20 protein-coding genes are annotated in these 18,859 nt (G+C 37.1%); 15 read left to right on the plus strand and 5 right to left on the minus strand.

Features of this window, described 5'->3' with window-relative positions; translation table 11 throughout:
• Positions 1–302: 302 nt before the first annotated feature.
• On the plus strand, positions 303–539 hold the full coding sequence (locus AB1444_14150; GenBank protein ID MEW6527795.1) for an AbrB/MazE/SpoVT family DNA-binding domain-containing protein: 237 nt from the start codon (positions 303–305) through the stop codon (positions 537–539).
• Positions 515–952, plus strand: coding sequence for a putative toxin-antitoxin system toxin component, PIN family (locus AB1444_14155; GenBank protein ID MEW6527796.1), 438 nt, complete (start codon positions 515–517; stop codon positions 950–952). The genes AB1444_14150 and AB1444_14155 overlap by 25 nt, the downstream gene beginning before the upstream one ends.
• A gap of 25 nt (positions 953–977) precedes the next feature.
• Here the strand turns inward: AB1444_14155 and AB1444_14160 are convergent, their stop codons facing one another.
• From AB1444_14160 to AB1444_14175, 4 genes are read right to left on the minus strand one after another with little or no spacing between them, the layout of a single operon-like run.
• On the minus strand, positions 978–1,514 hold the full coding sequence (locus AB1444_14160; protein ID MEW6527797.1) for a 2-oxoacid:acceptor oxidoreductase family protein: 537 nt from the start codon (positions 1,512–1,514) through the stop codon (positions 978–980).
• A 30-nt stretch (positions 1,515–1,544) separates the two neighbouring features.
• Positions 1,545–2,297 carry a thiamine pyrophosphate-dependent enzyme gene (locus AB1444_14165; GenBank protein ID MEW6527798.1) on the minus strand — a complete coding sequence of 251 codons (753 nt, stop codon included), beginning with the start codon at positions 2,295–2,297 and terminating at the stop codon, positions 1,545–1,547.
• A gap of 10 nt (positions 2,298–2,307) precedes the next feature.
• Complete coding sequence (locus AB1444_14170) at positions 2,308–3,351, minus strand: 3-methyl-2-oxobutanoate dehydrogenase subunit VorB (protein MEW6527799.1); 1,044 nt, start codon at positions 3,349–3,351, stop codon at positions 2,308–2,310.
• Positions 3,348–3,557, minus strand: coding sequence for a 4Fe-4S binding protein (locus AB1444_14175; GenBank protein ID MEW6527800.1), 210 nt, complete (start codon positions 3,555–3,557; stop codon positions 3,348–3,350). Before AB1444_14175 ends, AB1444_14170 begins: the two co-directional genes overlap by 4 nt.
• Before the next feature lie 249 nt (positions 3,558–3,806).
• Here AB1444_14175 and AB1444_14180 point away from each other — a divergent pair, with 249 nt between their 5' ends.
• The 11 genes from AB1444_14180 (at position 3,807) to AB1444_14230 (ending at position 14,107) form a co-directional block, all read left to right on the plus strand.
• On the plus strand, positions 3,807–4,175 hold the full coding sequence (locus AB1444_14180) for a hypothetical protein (protein ID MEW6527801.1): 369 nt from the start codon (positions 3,807–3,809) through the stop codon (positions 4,173–4,175).
• Between the two features lie 199 nt (positions 4,176–4,374).
• Complete coding sequence (locus tag AB1444_14185; protein MEW6527802.1) at positions 4,375–4,965, plus strand: MarR family transcriptional regulator; 591 nt, start codon at positions 4,375–4,377, stop codon at positions 4,963–4,965.
• A gap of 42 nt (positions 4,966–5,007) precedes the next feature.
• Entirely contained in the window at positions 5,008–5,361 is a 354-nt protein-coding gene (locus AB1444_14190) for a nitrous oxide-stimulated promoter family protein (GenBank protein ID MEW6527803.1), read from the plus strand.
• A 112-nt stretch (positions 5,362–5,473) separates the two neighbouring features.
• Positions 5,474–7,705 carry a nitric-oxide reductase large subunit gene (locus AB1444_14195; protein MEW6527804.1) on the plus strand — a complete coding sequence of 744 codons (2,232 nt, stop codon included), beginning with the start codon at positions 5,474–5,476 and terminating at the stop codon, positions 7,703–7,705.
• A 69-nt stretch (positions 7,706–7,774) separates the two neighbouring features.
• Complete coding sequence (locus tag AB1444_14200; GenBank protein MEW6527805.1) at positions 7,775–8,320, plus strand: hemerythrin domain-containing protein; 546 nt, start codon at positions 7,775–7,777, stop codon at positions 8,318–8,320.
• A 183-nt stretch (positions 8,321–8,503) separates the two neighbouring features.
• Entirely contained in the window at positions 8,504–9,700 is a 1,197-nt protein-coding gene (locus tag AB1444_14205) for a DUF438 domain-containing protein (protein MEW6527806.1), read from the plus strand.
• The gene (locus AB1444_14210) at positions 9,631–11,025 is read left to right on the plus strand and encodes an NAD(P)/FAD-dependent oxidoreductase (GenBank protein ID MEW6527807.1); all 1,395 of its coding nucleotides are present in this window, start codon (positions 9,631–9,633) and stop codon (positions 11,023–11,025) included. Before AB1444_14205 ends, AB1444_14210 begins: the two co-directional genes overlap by 70 nt.
• A gap of 20 nt (positions 11,026–11,045) precedes the next feature.
• Positions 11,046–11,366 (plus strand): cupin domain-containing protein, encoded by a 321-nt coding sequence (locus AB1444_14215; protein ID MEW6527808.1) that lies wholly within the window; start codon positions 11,046–11,048, stop codon positions 11,364–11,366.
• A gap of 2 nt (positions 11,367–11,368) precedes the next feature.
• On the plus strand, positions 11,369–12,067 hold the full coding sequence (locus tag AB1444_14220; protein MEW6527809.1) for a type 1 glutamine amidotransferase: 699 nt from the start codon (positions 11,369–11,371) through the stop codon (positions 12,065–12,067).
• Between the two features lie 78 nt (positions 12,068–12,145).
• Positions 12,146–12,574, plus strand: a complete 429-nt coding sequence (locus AB1444_14225) for a NapC/NirT family cytochrome c (protein ID MEW6527810.1) — start codon at positions 12,146–12,148, stop codon at positions 12,572–12,574.
• A 21-nt stretch (positions 12,575–12,595) separates the two neighbouring features.
• Positions 12,596–14,107 carry an ammonia-forming cytochrome c nitrite reductase subunit c552 gene (locus AB1444_14230; protein ID MEW6527811.1) on the plus strand — a complete coding sequence of 504 codons (1,512 nt, stop codon included), beginning with the start codon at positions 12,596–12,598 and terminating at the stop codon, positions 14,105–14,107.
• A 145-nt stretch (positions 14,108–14,252) separates the two neighbouring features.
• On the opposite strand, the gene AB1444_14235 is transcribed toward AB1444_14230, so the two are convergent.
• Positions 14,253–14,738, minus strand: coding sequence for a hypothetical protein (locus AB1444_14235; protein ID MEW6527812.1), 486 nt, complete (start codon positions 14,736–14,738; stop codon positions 14,253–14,255).
• Positions 14,739–15,075: 337 nt separating this feature from the next.
• Between AB1444_14235 and AB1444_14240 the strand changes: the two genes are divergently transcribed.
• Positions 15,076–17,925, plus strand: a complete 2,850-nt coding sequence (locus AB1444_14240; GenBank protein ID MEW6527813.1) for a PAS domain S-box protein — start codon at positions 15,076–15,078, stop codon at positions 17,923–17,925.
• A gap of 224 nt (positions 17,926–18,149) precedes the next feature.
• Positions 18,150–18,800 (plus strand): TetR/AcrR family transcriptional regulator, encoded by a 651-nt coding sequence (locus AB1444_14245; protein ID MEW6527814.1) that lies wholly within the window; start codon positions 18,150–18,152, stop codon positions 18,798–18,800.
• Positions 18,801–18,859 lie beyond the last annotated feature (59 nt).

Here is an 18,859-nt window from a genome sequence, read left to right on the forward strand (position 1 = left end):
CGGGGGTGTACACTATTTTTATATTTTATTCAAATTTCTACGTTTAGGAATAATTAGTAATTTTCTACAGTAATTTACTCTCTATATTTTCTCCATAAAGATTATCTTTTTCCTGTAATACTTTACATAACTTATTGTTCAGGAATAAATAGTGTACCATACATATAATAGTAACTGTCTACATCAATATATGTAGTTTAGTTTATTATTAATACAATGCTTTGATAAATCATTAATTTGAAAAAATTTGTTGATAAATTATTATGGAGAGATAGTATATCCTTACTTTAAGGAGGTAAGGAATGCTTGCAAAAAAGACTTCAAAAAATCAGTTAACATTGCCAGCAAAAATAGTAAAAGAATTCCCTGGCATTGATTATTTTGATATAACAGTGAAGAATAATAAAATAATAATGGTTCCTGTTGTTATGAAACCGCAAACAAGCATTAATGCTATAAGAGAAAAAATAAAAAAGTTAGGTATTAATGATGAAGATATAAAGGATGCTATCAAGTGGACAAGAAAAAGGGGAAAATAGCCGATGGGATTTTGGTAGTTCTTGATACAAATATAATAGTATCTGCAATTCTTTTTAAAGGGGAAGTTTCAACGTTAATGGCGTTATGGCATAATGAAGCGATAAAACCTGTTATAACAAAAGAAATTTTTGATGAAATACTTGCTGTTTTAGAGTATCCTAAGTTTAAACTTACACAGCAGGAAAGAGATTATATTATTAACGAAGAAATAATCCCTTTTTTTGATGTCATTGAAGATAATCATCCTGATATTTCTATATGTATAGATAAAGATGATAATAAATTTATAAGTTGTGCTTTGTCTGCAAAAGCAAAATATATTATTAGTGGTGATAAGGAATTATTGGAGATAAAAAAATATCATGATATACATATCATTTCATTCAATGATTTCATGAATTTATTTAAATAAAAGAAATTGAATTGTCAGTTTATTGTTACGCTAACCCATATCCATGGCGTATTGCCTGCATGTTGGCAGGAATTGTATGTGATAAGCGTTCAGGGATTACCTGATCAATTACTTTTTCTATGTCATCAACCGTAAGTACATTACTGTTTTTTAATAATGCACCCAATGCTATCATGTTAGCTAACTTTGCATTGCCCAATTTAACAGCTTCTTCATTGCAGAACAAACAACACGATACAATATCATTGCGCCGATTTGTGGATGTGTTAATGAGGCTTTCGTTTGCAACAAGTAAACCATCTGGCCTCAATATATGAATATAGGTATCATAGGCAATCTGATCCATAACAAGAAGTGCATACGGATGATTGGTAATGGGTGATCCTATCTCTTCATCGGAAATAACCAAAAAAACGTTGGTGCGCCCACCACGTTTTTCAACACCATACGATGGGAGGTATGTCACCTCATAGCCTTTATTGATGGCAGCAACAGCAACAAGCTGGCTTATAATCTGAATACCCTGCCCACCAAAACCTGCCATAATCATGTCGTAATACATTGAATGACTCCTTCAACAGTAACTATCGGTTTACAAAAAATCCTTACCGGTACGTTCTTTAAATACACCCAGTGGGAAATAAGGTATCATTTCATTTTCAAGTTTGTCAATTGCCTCTGTTGGCGAAACGCGCCAGTTAGTGTTGCAGGTTGAAAGCATCTCAACAACGGAAAATCCCATTTCATTTATCTGCATGGTAAATGCTTTTTCCACTGCTTTTTTTGCCTGCATAACATATTTTGGCTTGTGCAGTGCAACACGGGCTGAATATGCAACACCTTCTAACGTTGCAAGCATCTCGGCCATACGTATGGGATAGCCTTCAGTACGGAAATTGCGTCCATAGGGAGTGGTTGTAGTTTGCTGACCCAATAATGTTGTTGGTGCCATCTGGCCACCAGTCATGCCGTACACTGAATTATTAATATAAATTACAGTAATATTCTCTCCGCGGTTTGCTGCGTGAATAACTTCGGCGGTCCCTATCGAAGCCATATCGCCATCACCCTGGTATGCAAAGATGATACGATCAGGCAGTACCCGCTTCATGCCAGTGGCGCATGCCGGTGCTCTTCCATGCGGTGCTTCCAGTACATCTATATCTAAATATTTATACAAAAATACACAACAGCCAACACCCGGAATGCCAATAGTTTTTTCACGTATACTTAACTCATCAATGACCTCAGCAACAATGCGGTGAGCTATGCCATGAGTACAACCCGGGCAAAAGTGTGTTGGGGTGTCTTTTAAAGTTTTGGGTCGAGTAAATACTGCCTGCATGGTAGCCTCACTAGAGTATTTTTTTAACCTGTGCCATAATATCGTCAGGATAGGGAATACCACCACCTGGTCTGCCGTAAAAATATACTTTGGTGCCATTGTGGCAAGCTAACTGAACATCACGCAGCATCTGGCCGGTGTTCATTTCAACAACCAGCACTTTATGGATGCGCCTGGAATATTCATGTATTGCTTTTGATGGAAATGGGAATAATGTAATTGGACGAAGCAATCCGGCTCTGACCCCTTCCTGGCGTAAAAATTGTATAGCAGTTTTTGCAATCCGTGAAGGAGTGCCAAATGCAATGATCATGATATCAGCATCATCTAGATGGCGGGTTTCATACATAACTTCGTTTTGTTCCATTGTGTCATATTTTTTCTTTAAATCCAGGTTGTGAATTTCCATTTCACCAGGGCCAAGGAACAATGATTTGATGAGCTGTGCTGGCCGACCCTTTGCTCCGGTCAGTGCCCAGGGTTTTTGTGGTATTATTACCGGATCTTTAGGTGTTAATCGACATGGTTCCTGAAACTGCCCAACCATAGCATCAGCCAGTATCATTGCAGGATTTCGATATTTGTCGGCAAGTTCAAATGCTTTTATGGTTAAGTCAAACATCTCCTGGCATGACGCAGGTGCCAGCACTATATTACGATAATCGCCATGACCGCCACCATGCACAGCCTGGTTATAATCGCCCTGTGTGGGTGCAATGCCGCCAAGCCCGGGTCCAATACGCATGATATTCACAATAACTGCGGGAAGCTCTGACCCCGCTAAATAGGAAAATCCTTCCTGCATCAGCGAAATGCCAGGTCCGGAAGATGATGTCATTGCTCTGGCACCCGCAGCGGATGCACCAAGTATCATGTTGATTGAAGCAATTTCGCTTTCAGCGGGAATAAATGTTCCGCCAACACGGGGCAGATGTTTAGCCAGGTATTCAGGGATATCGTTTTGCGGTGTTATGGGATAGCCAAAATAAAACTTACATCCTGCCTGTATTGCGCCTTCAGCAAGAGCAATATTTCCTTTTGTTAACACTCTCATTTGTACACCTCAATGGCAGTATCAGGGCACATAAGTGCACAGGTCTTGCAACCGGTGCACAGGTCTTTTTTATCAGGTGATAATTCAGCAGGGAAATAACCAATTATATTATATTGTTTTGAAATGGTGATTATCTGCTTGGGGCAGTACGTAACACAAAAATAACATCCTTTGCAACGGTTGGTGTCTATCACTATGTGCGCCATGGGCTCATCTCTTCAGTGTAATGGTATTGTATGGTAACTATCGCCAAGATAACAGTTTACGTTAACTGTTAAAGAAACTACATAAATAATACTTGCATCCTGTACGATAATAGTAAAGAATACTAATTATCAAATCTATCGCTATGTAAATTATATGTCAATAAAAAGTAATTGGGTTATACAAAATTGTTATGCACATAAATTTGTAATGATAGTTATGGGCGATAGTTACTGTGAAAAGGGTGATTGATGGATAGTAAAGAACGAATAGCCTTAATACGAAAAGGCAATGAATTTTTTAACCAGGGCAAAATCAAGGAAGCTATTGAGATCTTTGTTAAAACGGGGTATAAGGATGGGCTGCAGCGCATAGGCGATTACTACTACTACGATAAAAAGCTTCCGCTTATTGCATTGAAATTTTATAGGATGAGTGGAAGTCAGAAAAAAATAGATGAAATAATGGAACGAATGATATTTGCTCTTGGCAAGTGGTTAGGTAATGATAAAGTTAAAGATAGCCCATTTAAGGTCAAACTACCTCCCCTGAAAGTATCTCCCAAATTGAAAATGCTGGCTCAGGAAATTCTTGAAAAACATAAAGAAGAAGATAAATAAAAATTGTAAGTAAAAATTCCTATAACTACTTTTCAAAGTAACGTAGTGTATTGTCATCCCTGCTCATAGCGCTATAGATATGAGAGCATTTTTAGCCTGGGAATAATAATTAATTAACTTTTAAAAAAATTAGAAAAAAATTTGACAATTTTTATATGCATATTATAGTTAGTACTACTAACTATATGAAGGGGCACATATGATGACACAAAACCTTGATGAAAACCTTATGGCTATACTTGATAAATTTGCTGATATCAGGCGTTCAATGCTGTGGAAGATATCTGAAAACTATAATCTTACGCCATTGCAGATTCAGATATTACAATACATTAATGGGTGCTCGGTAACGAGAAATATTACTCCATCTGACATTGTGAAGAATCTATACATCAGTAAAGCTACTGCAAGTGTTGCACTGAAAACGTTGCACCAAAAGGGTATGATACGCAAAAATGCAGACAGACAGGATAGCCGCAGTTACTATCTCACATTATCAAAAAAAGCAGAAAATCTTTTAACTGTGATAGAACAATCAAAAAAGGATATTATACGGTTTTTAGGAAATATGTCATCCAATGATAAAAAAGGTGCATTCACAGTATTAACACAACTGATTACAGCAATGCAGAATAATGGCATCATTGATTACGTGGCGTTATGTGTAAACTGTGAATATTGCAAACAGGTAAACCCGCACACATTTCAGTGCACATTAACAGGGCGTGTTTTTGAGTATGATGGTATTAATGTTGGATGCTGCAATTTTGCAGATAAAAGAGCAGTGTAATTTTTACATGGTGAAAATAGCTTTTATTAACGGGAGTACCCAATGACTACAAACCACAAGGCAATTGCACATGATATTGGCGTATTGGGAAAATTTATTCAGATATATTGTAATGGTAAACATAATACCAGGAAGTCAAAAGTAAAGGGCAATGGAAAAATTGCTCAGTATATAGACGGGCTTAATGTGGAATTATGTGATGATTGTAAAAAATTATTGCTTTATGCTGCAAGTAAGCGTATTATATGCCCATACGATCCAAAGCCTGCCTGCAAAGATTGCACTACCCATTGCTATGCTGAACCAAACCGATCAAAAATACGCCAGGTCATGCGCTATTCCGGGATGCGGATGATTTTGAAGGGAAGCATTTCATATATTAAGAAATTTTTGTAATATTTTGCGGGTGCACATAACCTTGTTTTTTAACGTGGGGATGTAATATTTTTTAAAGAAGGAATTAATTTTTATTTTTTTACAGTAAACAAAATAAGTCAAGGAGGTTACAATGTTAAAACCACAGTGGCGTGCAGTATTGTTTTTTTTGCTGATACTGTGTTTTGGGGTGTTAATTTTTGGAGGTTACATGATTAAAAAAGAAAAACCTCCAATTCCAGAAAAGGTGGTGAGTCCTGATGGTGTTGTATTATTTACCGGTGATGATATCATCAAAGGACAAAATTATTATTTCAGTCGGGGAGGGCACCATATAGGTACCATCTGGGGTCATGGATCATACCTTGCACCTGACTGGTCGGCTGATTATTTGCATCGTGCAGGCCTTTACGTGGCAGCAAGATTTGCAGGTTTAAATGCTGATGAATCATCAGCGTTTTCGCAAGAAAATTTTGATAAACTTGATGTGGTAAAAAAAGCTGAATTAACGGCTCTGGTTACAAAAGAAATGAAAGAAAACAGATATGATGCTGTACAAAAGGTGCTTACCTTTACCACCCATCAGGCTGAGGCGTTTAATCATTTAAAGAAATATTATACAGATCTTTTTACACAGGGGAATGACCGCATGGGTTTACAGCCTGGTATAGTTACCCGTGAAAATGAAGGACATATCATTACCAGTTTCTTTGCATGGCTTGCATGGGCTGCTGGTACAAACCGCCCGGAGCAGGCTGTAACCTATACCACAAACTGGCCATATGATCCGCTGGTTGGAAATACTCCGGTAGCTGATGCGATTGTATGGTCCATTGTAAGTGTTGTGCTCTTGATTTTAGCATTGGGAATGGTGCTATTCTTCTATAATCGTTATATGAAAGAAGAAGACTATACGGCTTCACTGGCAAAGTTAGAAGAACCAGAGCCATCTTCAAGTCAAAAAGCAACGGTTATTTACTTTTTTGTGGCAATGTTGCTTTTTATTTTACAGATTGCAACGGGTTCGTTAACAGGACATTTCACTGTTGAAGGTACTAAATTCTTTGGATTGAATATTGCCTCAATACTTCCGTATGCACTGGTTCGAACTTGGCATATTCAGCTGGCTATTTTTTGGATAGCTACATGCTTTCTGGCTACGGGACTTTTTGTAGGACCTTATGTTGGTAAAGAGCCAAAACATCAGGGAAAGCTGGTTATAGCACTGTTTGCAGCAGTTGTTGTGGTGGTGTTGGGCACACTTGGGGGCACCTGGCTTTCAATAAAAGGATTCTTTGGTGGTGAAGGTTTTCTTTTTGGCCATCAGGGTTATGAATATATTGAACTTGGAAGAGTGTGGCAGCTTCTTCTTATTGTTGGGATGATTATATGGCTGGTTCTTGTATTAAGAGCTATCGCTCCTGCTTTAAAAAGTGAAAAAGACAAAGGCGGGCTTACACATCTTTTACTATACAGTGCAATAAGCATCCCGCTTTTTTATATGGCAGGGCTAATGTATGGTAAAGGATCACATCTTTCTGATGCAGAGTACTGGCGCTGGTGGGTAGTACATTTATGGGTAGAAGGATTTTTTGAAATCTTTGCAACAGTTACATTGGCATTTGTACTTTCACGAATTGGAGCAGTAAGCCAGCGTTTTGCACATATCACAGTATATTTAAGCATTTTCCTGTATCTTGGTAGTGGGGTTATAGGTACTTTTCATCACCTTTACTGGACAGGTACACCTATACCCATTATGGCACTGGGTGGGGTATTTTCAGCTCTGGAAGTTGTGCCACTGGTTTTACTTGGATTTGAAGCTGCTATGAATATGAAGACTTTAGAAAAGGCTGGACCAGGATATGAGTACAGATGGCCATTGTATTTCTTTATTTCAGTTGCATTCTGGAATCTGGTTGGGGCTGGTGTGTTTGGTTTTTTGATTAATCCTCCAATTGTATTGTATTATATACAGGGTATAAACACAACACCAATTCATGCTCATACTGCTCTGTTTGGAGTGTATGGTCTATTGGCAATTGCACTCATGTTGTTTTCGGTCAGACATATTTTTAAAAAAGATTCCTGGTCCGATAGTCTCCTTAAATGGAGCTTTTGGGGCTTGAATGGAGGATTGGTGTTAATGACAGTCATAAGCCTTATACCTTCAGGCTTTTATCAGTTTTATCATGCTGTTGATAAAGGACTATGGTATGCACGAAGTCCTGAGATTGCGACAAGCAATTTTATACGTACTGCATCATGGCTGAGAATAGGTCCTGATTTGATTTTCACAGCGGGTGCTTTTTTGTTAGTGGCGTTCCTTATTAAGGGTATATGGGGTTCATTTATTAAGAAGTAATTAATTTATTATGCGGAGGCTAAACGATGCCTCCGCATAATAGAATAGTTTTAATTGGAGGTAAAGGCTATGAACTTAGCAAGTGAAGATTTAATACAGGAACATGAAGCCATACTGTACGGATTGAAAATTCTAGAAAAAATGATTGAGATGTATTCCCGTACTAAAAATATTAATTTTGATGAGATAAGTGAGATAATTAATTTCTTTAAACTGTTTGCGGATAAGTGTCATCATGGGAAAGAAGAAGGATTACTTTTCCCTGAGATGGAAAAAGCTGGTATACCAAAAGAAAATGGTCCTATTGGGCAGATGTTATATGAGCATGATGAAGGTAGAAATTATATCAAATTGATGGAAGAAGGATTACATAAAAACCTTGATTTTTTTGTTGAAAATGCATTACAATACATCAATCTTTTGCGAAATCATATTGTAAAGGAAAACACTATTTTGTTTCCTCTTGGTGATAGGAAAATCCCCAATGATATTCAGAAAAACCTTTTAAAAGCCTTTGAAAAACATGAAGAAGTTGTCATGGGTAAAGGAACACATGAACAGCTTCATGAGTTGCTGCATAAATTTGGTAAGAAATATATTGAGGAATTACATTGATGAATGTTAAAATCAAAAATAATGTGTACTGGATTGGAAAAATTGATTGGGAATTAAGGTTTTGAGATAGTACATGAGGGGTTTCGGTGTTTGTGGAATCCTGATGAAGAAAGTTTGAAAAAGTGTAAATCTTTTGGCAAAAAGTACTTCATTAATGCATTTAAAATTATAACGGAGGATTAAATGAGTGAGTTTTTAAGTGATATGAGTAAAAAGAAGGAACAGCTTAAAACTATGATTAAAAAGCTTCATGAGGGAGCGGATGTCAATGAGATGAAAGCCATCTTTAAAAAGGAGTTTGGCAATGTGATGCCTCATCAAATCAGTATGCTTGAAGAAGAGCTTATTAATGAAGGCATGCCTCAGGAAGAGGTGCACAGGCTATGTCAGTTGCATATAGACCTTTTCAGAGAGTCTATTGATGCAGGAAAAGTTGATGTTCCTGAAGGCCATCCTTTGTATATTCTGTATACTGAACATAGCAGACTTCTTGAATTTGCACAGCAATTAGTACAAAGTGCAACCAAACTTTTTGATATACCCGATACTGCTACATTTGCACGGGTTCAGCAGTTAATTGAATTTTTTAAGGAATCAGCAGTGCACTATCTTCGTGAGGAAAATGTTCTTTTCCCGGTACTGGAAAAATACGGTGTGACTCAGCCACCAAAGATTATGTGGATGGAGCACGACAATATACGGGCAATTGAAAAGAGTTTATATGAGATAGTAGATACGCTGGCAGGTGGCATTACAAAGGAACTATCGCACACATTACAAACACAGGCTATACGGCTTAGTGAGACACTGGCCGACCATTTTTATAAAGAGAACAATATATTGTTTCCAACGTCATACAAGTTTTTTAATGAAGATGACTGGAAGCTTGTAAAACAGGAATTTGATGGCATTGGGTATATGTCATATAGTCCGGTAACTGACACAGAAAAAGGCGAGGCAGCAAGCACACGATTGGCAGGTGGTACTGTAGAATTTGAAACGGGGAACCTGACGATAGAGCAGCTTCAGGCTATGCTTGATACCATGCCAGTAGATTTTACATTTATTGACAAAGATGATGTGGTGCGTTACTTTAATAATGCACCCGACCGCATCTTTGTACGCTCTAAAGCTGTTATTGGGAGAACTGTGCAAAACTGTCATCCGGATAAAAGCATCCACGTGGTTAACCGTTTGCTTAACGAAATGAAACAGGGGAAGCGCAATAAGGCTGAGTTCTGGATTACATTAAATGGTCGTTTGATTTATATTACCTACTATGCGGTGCGCCAGAATGGTGAATATATGGGATGCCTGGAGGTTACGCAGGATATTACCGATATTCAGAAGATAACCGGGCAGAAGCGATTGCTGGATTAAACTTTTTTGGAGGTACTGAGTTGGTACACAACAAACAATTGCGTGTGGTTGTCATTGGTGCTGGTTTTGGCGGTTTGTGGGTGGCAAAAACGTTGGCTAATACAAACTATGAGGTGATAGTTATTGATAAAAATAACTATCACACATTCTTGCCGCTGTTATATCAGGTATCTGCTGCTGAAGTTTCTCCCGAGCAGATTGCGTCACCTGTGCGTAATATTGTTAGAAAACACAATAATATAAAGTTCATTCGTGGTGCTGTAAGTAAGATTCAGTATGCTTCAAAGACTGTTGTGTGCCTGGGTCAGGAGATACCGTTTGATTATCTAGTTATATCAGCAGGCAGTGAAAATCATTATTTCAATATTCCAGGTACCGTACAATTTGCATTCCCCCTTAAAACCTTGGATGATGCAATGGTTTTGCGCAACCATATCCTTACCTGTTTTGAACGGGCTTCGTTTGTGGCTGACGAAAAACAGCGAAAGCGCCTGCTTACTGTGGCCATTGTTGGTGGTGGACCAACAGGGGTTGAATTTGCTGGTGCACTGGCAGAGTTGATTGCCGGGCCGCTAACAAAAGATTTTCCTGAATTGCAACATGAGGCTTTAACTGTGTATCTTATTGAGGCTAGTGATAGGCTAATTGGGATGTATCCCCAAAAGCTCTGTGAATATACTTGCAAGCAGCTAGAGAAAAAAGGGGTAAGGGTTATACTGAATACAGCAGTAACAAAGATTGATGCTACAGGAGTCCATTTGAACAATGGCAATATTGTACCCACTGAAACAGTAGTGTGGACAGCAGGTGTTAAAGGCGAGCTTGTAGCAAATGATTTGAATGCTAAAACAATGCCCAATGGAAGAGTCATAGTGGATGAATATTGCAGGGTGCCCGGATATAATGATGTGTTTATCATTGGCGATTTAGCTTGCTTTACACAGGATGGCAAGCCACTTCCCATGATAGCACCAGTTGCGATGCAGCAGGGAAGATATGTGGGCAAACACTTAATACAAAAGCTTAAAGGGAAAACGCCCAAACCTTTCCGGTATAGGGATAAAGGTGGTATGGTTGCCATAGGACGTAATAAAGCAATTGCTCAGATTGCAGGTTTGCATCTGAAGGGATATATTGCATGGATAATATGGATTTTTATTCATATACTGTATTTGATTGGTTTTAAAAATAAAATTTTTGTCATGATTAACTGGGTCTGGAGCTATATCTTTTTTGAAAAAAGTGTGCGGCTCATTTTACCGCGATGTTGTGATGATCCTCACGGTGATTTATGTTTACAACGAGGAAGAAGTTGTAAGGGATAACATTGTACTGGAGTAACAATATGAGTAATCTATTTTCAAATCCGCAAAATTTTGTTGATGCTATTGACTATCAAAGCAATGCAATTGTGAGCAAAACCGTACTTCAAAATAATGGTGGTAGTCTGACACTGTTTGCATTTGATAAAGGGCAAGCGTTGAGTGAGCATACTGCACCGTTTAATGCTTTTGTCATGGTAATAGATGGGGAATTTATTATTACTATTGGTGGAAAAGAAAATACGGTAAAAGCAGGGGAGGCTATCATTATGCCCGCTAACGTACCCCATGCTCTTGTTGCAGTGAAAAATGCAAAGATGCTTCTTGTTATGATAAAGGGATAGTTATGATAGTATGTATTCAACATGTGCCATTTGAAACACCAGGGTATATACTGGATTGGGCAATTGTACAAAAAAAAGATGTGGCGATAGTTACTGCATATACAAACCAAGATTTTCCTGTTGCTGATTTGGTTGAGATGCTTGTTATTATGGGTGGTCCTATGAGCGTTCACGATGAACGAAAATACCCATGGCTTGTTACGGAGAAGCGCTTTATAGAAAAAGTAATAAACAAAAAGAAACCTGTTTTAGGAATTTGTCTTGGTGCTCAAATTATTGCCGACGTACTGGGAGCACGAGTATATAAAAATCATACAAAAGAAATTGGTTGGTATGAGGTTAAAAGGGTTATATCAAAAAATACTGTTTCACAAATTTTACCAGATACTTTTATGGCATTTCACTGGCATGGTGAAACATTTGATATACCTGCAGGAGCTACTCATATTGCTTCTACTGGTGTATGTGCCAATCAGGCGTTTGCCATTGATAATAGAATAATAGGCTTGCAGTTTCATTTAGAGATTACTGCACAGGGTGTGTATGATCTTTTAGAAAATTGCAGTGATGAGCTTACGGAAAATGGCCATATCCAGAGTAAAGACGATATTATAGCAGGTATTCGTTACTGCAATCATACTCATGCAATCATGGATTCACTGCTTGAAGCTTTTTACCGTGAACTATCGCACATAAAGTAAAATGTTTTTGGAGGTATTTGCTGTTCCACATGTACTATAGAAATAAAAAATCATTATTTATTTTTTTAGAGGTGAGCCATGAAATATAAAGTATATACAGTACTTGTAATATTTATTTTACTATTGGCGTTTGGTGTCTATGCCACTGCATTCTTTTTGCAGAAAACATCCACACCTCAGTATTGCGGCAGTTGCCATGTAATGATTCCTCAGTATGAAGATTGGTTTTATATTGGCAAGCATACTCAGATTGCCTGTGTGGATTGTCACCTGCCGCATAACAACAGTGTTAATTATCTTTTATGGAAGGGGCTTGATGGCATGAAGGATGTAGTTCTTTTTTATACTAGGTTATATGGTGAAGTGATTCATTCTTCAGCGCATGCGCGTAAAACAATACAGGCTAACTGTATACGATGCCACAGTGAGATGGTGAGCCGTATTGATGGCAGTGCAATGCAGTGCTGGGATTGCCACAGGTATTTTTATCACAATATCATTCATTAAATTTTTTACTGGAGGTTACCAATGGAATTTTTAAACAATCTTATTCAAAAAATTGAACGTAAACATATTATTATTGCAATTGGTGCTATTGTGGCACTGTCATTTTTTATATACCTCATTGGAGCGCTTGGACCCTCAGAGCCAAAACTTGTACTTGTTGGAACTATTCCCGACAATGAATATGACCCTGTAGAGTGGGGCAAGGTGTATCCGTTTGAATATGAGTCATGGAAAAAAACACAAGAACCACGGCCAGCAGGTAAAAGCTTTTATAAAAAGGGCTGGGATACAGATAAGGTTATATATGATAAATTATCAGAATATCCATTTATGGCATTGCTTTTTAAAGGGTGGGGGTTTGGCATTGCATATAATGAACCGCGTGGGCACTGGTATATGCGTATTGATCAGGATGAGATTGATCAGTCGCGGACAAAAGCTGGTGGTATTTGTTTAAACTGCAAGACGCCGTATATGGATGCATTAGTTGCTCAGTATGGAAATTCTTTTTACAGCATGAAGTGGCAGGATGCTATCGCCAAAATTCCACCAAAACATAAAGACTTGGGTGCAACCTGCATTGATTGCCATGATAACAAAACTATGGGATTAAAGATTAATAGAAATGCATTTAAAGAAGGACTTGCAAAATTAGGAAAAAAAGAATTTACCAGGCAAGAAATGCGAACGTTGGTGTGTGCACAGTGCCATGTTACCTACAATATACCGAAGAATGACCAAATGCAATCAATTGGGCTACAGCATCCGTATGAGGGAAGTAGCTGGGGAAACATTTCTATTGAAAATATCATTAAACTTATAAAAAAGAATGCCAACTGGGCCGAGTGGAAACAGGAGGTAACTGGTTTTAAGGTTGGATTTTTACGGCACCCTGAATTTGAATTTTTTACACGGCAGAGTGTTCACTTTAATGCAGGACTTGCCTGCGCGGATTGTCATATGCCATATAAACGCGTTGGTAGCTTTAAGATTTCGGATCACAACGTGATGAGCCCGCTGAAGGACGACCTTTTTGCCTGCTTAAAATGTCATCCGCAATCTAAGGACCGATTGGTAAAACAGGTAAAAGAAATTCAGGATAGGACCATATCGCTGTTGTTGAAAGCTGGCTACCATGAAGCAGTAGTAGCAAAGCTTTTTGAGCGTGTGCACAATCAATTTAAAGATACGCTTGCTTCTGATCCATTATATGCGCAGGCTAAAGATTTTTACCTGGAAGCGTTGTATCGTTTGATTTATATGGGGGCAGAAAATTCAATTGGTTTTCATAATCCAGAAGAGGCGGGAAGAATATTGGGTGATTCCATTGGTTTTTCTACTAAAGCTGAAGGTTTGTTGCGACAGTTACTGATTAAAAAAGGCATTGATGTTGGACAGGGTATAAACTTAGAACTTGCAAAATATCTTAACAACCGTGGTGAGCAAAAGCTGATGTTTAAACGAGAGCAGGAGTTTACAGATCCATTTGGTATTGTAGAAAAAACTGTTCCAAGAGGAAGTTTGGGGTTATAAGGGAAAATAATCCTATAATTTATATTCACAATGAGGCTTCCGGAATATCTTTCTGGAAGCTTTTTTGTTTTTATACAATATTTGCATTGGATTACAGTGAAGTAATCATTAGGGATTTATTTTAAGGTTTGGGTATTTTTTATATTTATATGCTTTTTAATAGCTTTGGTGGTGGTCCCCAGTAGAATTTCAGGCAATGTATGCCTTTTTCTCTGTAAAAATCAAATGTATATGACCTATTTTCGTAATAACTGAGCAAATTATTTGGATAGTTATCGGTATTAATTTCTTTTAAACGCTTTTGAAAATACAGAAAAAATTCATCCAACACATTTTCAGTACAAAACTCAATTACATGTGCAAGGGACATCTTCCACAACTTTTTCACATCCAATAAAAACTCATATTCGGACTGATACAGCACCAGATGGACCCTTTTCCATGGATTATCAATGTTTCGTTTTCTGTATGCTATCCGTTTGAATGCAATGAATTTCCTTTTTTCCTTTTTAGCTGCATACATCACCATGTACACAAGCAGCGAACGTAATGGAATAGAAAGTTTTTGTGAATACTCTTGTAATACGGCAAGGTGAATAAGCGAAATACAGGTAGTTGTTTCAAAATACATTATATCCTCCCAAAGTTCATAAGAATTGTGTTTTTGTATATACATATCATATATGAAAAATTCATTTGTCAATTGTTTTATATGGTTGTAATTATGGTTGTGTAGATAATAAGTATAATTATATTCAATAAGCGTATGTATATTGTCTCATATATGTGAATAATGACATACAGTTAATAAAATTCAGATAATACAGTTAACTTTAATTTTATTCAATGCAAAATATCGTTATATATAAAAATGGATTAACTTAACTGCCATGAAAGTATTATAAATATTTTATTCTTGCCTTTTACAACAAATCCTTATATACTACCAAATAACAGGATAAAACTATATGCTACTCACACTGCTTCACAATATCACATGGCTTGTTGCCTTAAGTGTACTATGGGGGCCAATCGTTACAATGAGGAAACATTACCCCGCCACTTATAGAATCTTATCCGGTTTATTATTTGGTTTATGTGCAATTGCAGCTATGGCAACGCCACTAACATTTGAAGAAGGCATAATTTATGATGGGCGTTCGGTTGTTATTGCATTATCAAGCCTCTATGGTGGAGGAATAGCTTCACTTATCGCATCACTTATTGCAGGCATATATCGTATATATCTTGGTGGCGCGGGGATGTATGCAGGTGTTGCCAGTGTGATAGTGTCTGCAGTAGCAGGTTTGGTGTTACGGAGGGTATATAACAATTCACCAACCACAATCCCCCTGTACATTATTATAGCTTTTGCAATTACTACTCATGTTCTTGTATTATTGTGCCAGTTGCTTTTGCCATGGCCAAAGGGGATAACAGTAATAACAACAATGGGCATTCAGTATGTAATGGTGCTTTCAACTGGATTGGTTGCCATAGCACTTGTATTTAATGTTATAGAAAGCAGGGCGCTGGCATTGCAGAAATTACAGGCCAGTGCAGATTTTTTACAGGATGTGTTGAGTATTACCCCATCGGTTGTCTTCAGTATGAATCCCGACGATTATACTATAACCTGGATTAGCCCCAACGTAGAAGTAATTGTGGGGTTTACACCTGAAGAGGTTATGCGTGATAATTGGTTTAAAAGGATAGTCTATTCCGAAGATATAAAGAACTTTGAAATGCTTCTCAATGATATAGCGGTGCATAATTATGCATCGGTTGAATGCCGTATTGTAGATAAATTTTCAGCAATAAAATGGATTGATATTAATCTCAGGGCTGTTCGTTTGGATGAGGGGAAAATAACGGGAATATTTGGTTCAATAACCGATATTACACAACGTAAAAAGTTAGCAAACCAGCTTAAAGAGAGTGAAGAGCGTTACAGAACAATTTTTGCAAACAGTAAAGCAGTGATGCTTATCATTGATCCGGATACAGGGAATATTGTTGATGCCAATGAAGCAGCAGTGCAGTTTTATGGCTACAGCAGAAAAGAATTACATACAATGAAGATACAGCAAATAAATACCCTGCCACCTGAAGAGATTAAAGCACGGATGGAAGAGGCACGTGCGTATAAACGGGTTTATTTTGAATTTAAACATAGAAAAAAAGATGGCAGCATAGTTGATGTTGATGTGTACAGCAGTGCGGTAATGATTGGAGGAAAGCAATATTTATTTTCTATTATACATGATGTATCAGCCAGGCGCAAGGCCCAGGAGGCATTAAAGAAGAGCGAAGAATTATTCCAGCTTATTTTTGAAAATGCGCCAGTTGGTATTTATGCCTTTGATGAAAAGGGGATTATCACAGCATGCAATAGTAATTTTGTAAAAATAATTGGTTCCTCATATGCTGCGTTAATTGGGCTTAATACGTTACAACTTCCTGATACTAAAGTAGTTGATGCGGTGAAACAATGTCTTCAGGGAAAACAAACTGAATATAAAGACTGGTATAAGTCGGTTACGGCTGATAAGGTAACACCGGTAAGAGCACTTTTTTCACCTCTTATTGTTGGTGATGCGGTTATTGGTGGTCTTGCTATTGTGGAAGATATGTCATTGCAGTTTGAAGCTGCAGCACAAAAAGAAAAGTTAGAAGGGCAGCTGAGACAGGCACAAAAATTAGAGGCTATTGGTAGATTGGTTGGCGGCATTGCTCATGATTTTAATAATATATTGAGCATTATTTCAGGGTATGCAGAGTTAATTAAAATCAAAATAGAAAAAGATAATCCCATATATTCAGATTTAGAAGAAATATCAAATGCAACAAAACGAAGTGCTGAGATAGTACGACAGCTTTTAACATTTTCACGCCAGCAAAAAGTAAATCCAATACGGGTAAATCCAAATTATATCATAAAAAGTAATGAAAAGATGATAGCCGCAATGATAGGGGAAAATATTCAATTAAAGTTGGAATTATCTGATGATGTTCACGATATATGGATTGATACTGCAACATTTGTTCAAATACTTACCAATTTGGCTTCAAATTCACGTGATGCTATAAAAGATATTGGTACTATTACGATAGTAACTAAGAATAAATATTTAGATGAAGAATTTTGCGCAACACATCCCGGCTGTACACCAGGGAATTTTGTGATGATACAATTTGTTGATGATGGATGCGGAATGGATAAGGAAACAATGGATAGAATTTTTGAGCCGTTTTTTACCACAAAGGAGGTGGGGAAGGGAACCGGACTTGGCCTTTCAACGGTGTACGGCATAGTGAAACAGTTTAATGGGTATGTTAATGTATATAGTGAGGTGGGCAAGGGAACAGTGGTAAATATCTTTTTCCCAAAATATGTGGAAGAGGTTCCTGCTATACAATTAAAAGAGGAAATAAAAGATACAAAAATTGTTTTGCCCAAAAATAGAATTCTGGTAGTTGAAGATGATAATACAATCTTAGATATGTTAAAGAAGATGCTTTCTTTACTGGATCAGGAGGTCATTTCATATAATGACCCAATTACCGCACTTAGTATGGTAGATAACTATAAAGATACTGTCAATGTACTTATTGCCGATATTGTGATGCCACAGATGAATGGTATTGAACTGTATAATAAATTAAAACCCTTCATCCCGCACATAAAAGTCATTTTTATTTCAGGATATTCAGATGATGCATATAAAGAATTTATAAATGGGATAAAACCATCCATATTTTTACAGAAGCCATTTACTCTGGATGATTTAAAAAATGCTCTTGAAAAGATTGGCTAAAAATAATAAAAAGAGGAGATATATGCTTCACCACAGTATGGGTGAAGCTGCATAGCTGTAATATTACTTCTCATTGCTGTAAAAAACCAAAAAGGTGCGCATCAAACTTAAACGTGCAATGTAACCTCACTTCTTACATAAAAAGTTATTGACCAAATAGATATGATTTTTAATCATAATGTAAATGTAAAAATAATATAAATACATATTTCTTGGGGTTGTGGATGAAAGCAGAATTGCGCAGGCAACATATCCTTGATTGCGCAAAACAGGTATTTGCCGAAAAAGGATATTATGAAGCATATGTAGAAGATGTGATTAAGGTTGCACATATAGGTAAAGGCACTATTTATGAATACTTTCGTAACAAAGAAGATTTATTTTTATCACTTTTAATTAGATCTTTAGAAGAATGGAAACGAACGGTCAGTATTAGCCATCAGGATATTAAGACATTGGATCCAGTGTCATATTTTCGTTATAGGATTAAACGTACAATAGTATTTTTAAATGAGGATAGGCAACTGACATCAATTTTATTGAAAACAGGGTTTGGTTTTAATCCACATATACAAAAGCTAATAGGCGAATTTGAGAAAAATTTAAGGAAACACATATTACATGATTTGCGGCTTGCAAAACATTTAGGTATTTTAGTTGATGGTATTGATTTACAGGTAACCACAAGTATTTTAATTGGTGGCATATTGATGATAGCTTACCAGGCAATTTTATCGGTCCCTCATTTGAATGAATCTGAAATCGATGATTTGACTGATAAATTTTTGATTACGTTTATTAGAGGTATGTTCTGGCCCCGATTTATCAAGCACTTATTTTGCTTAATATATAATAATTCTCCAAAGCGTCGTTAGGCGAAACATAGCCAAGTCTTTCAAGCATCCACTCGTTATTGTACAACTCAATAAATTCA

The sequence above is a fragment of the Spirochaetota bacterium genome (assembly GCA_040756435.1).
Classification (GTDB): Bacteria; Spirochaetota; UBA4802; order UBA4802; family UB4802; genus UBA4802.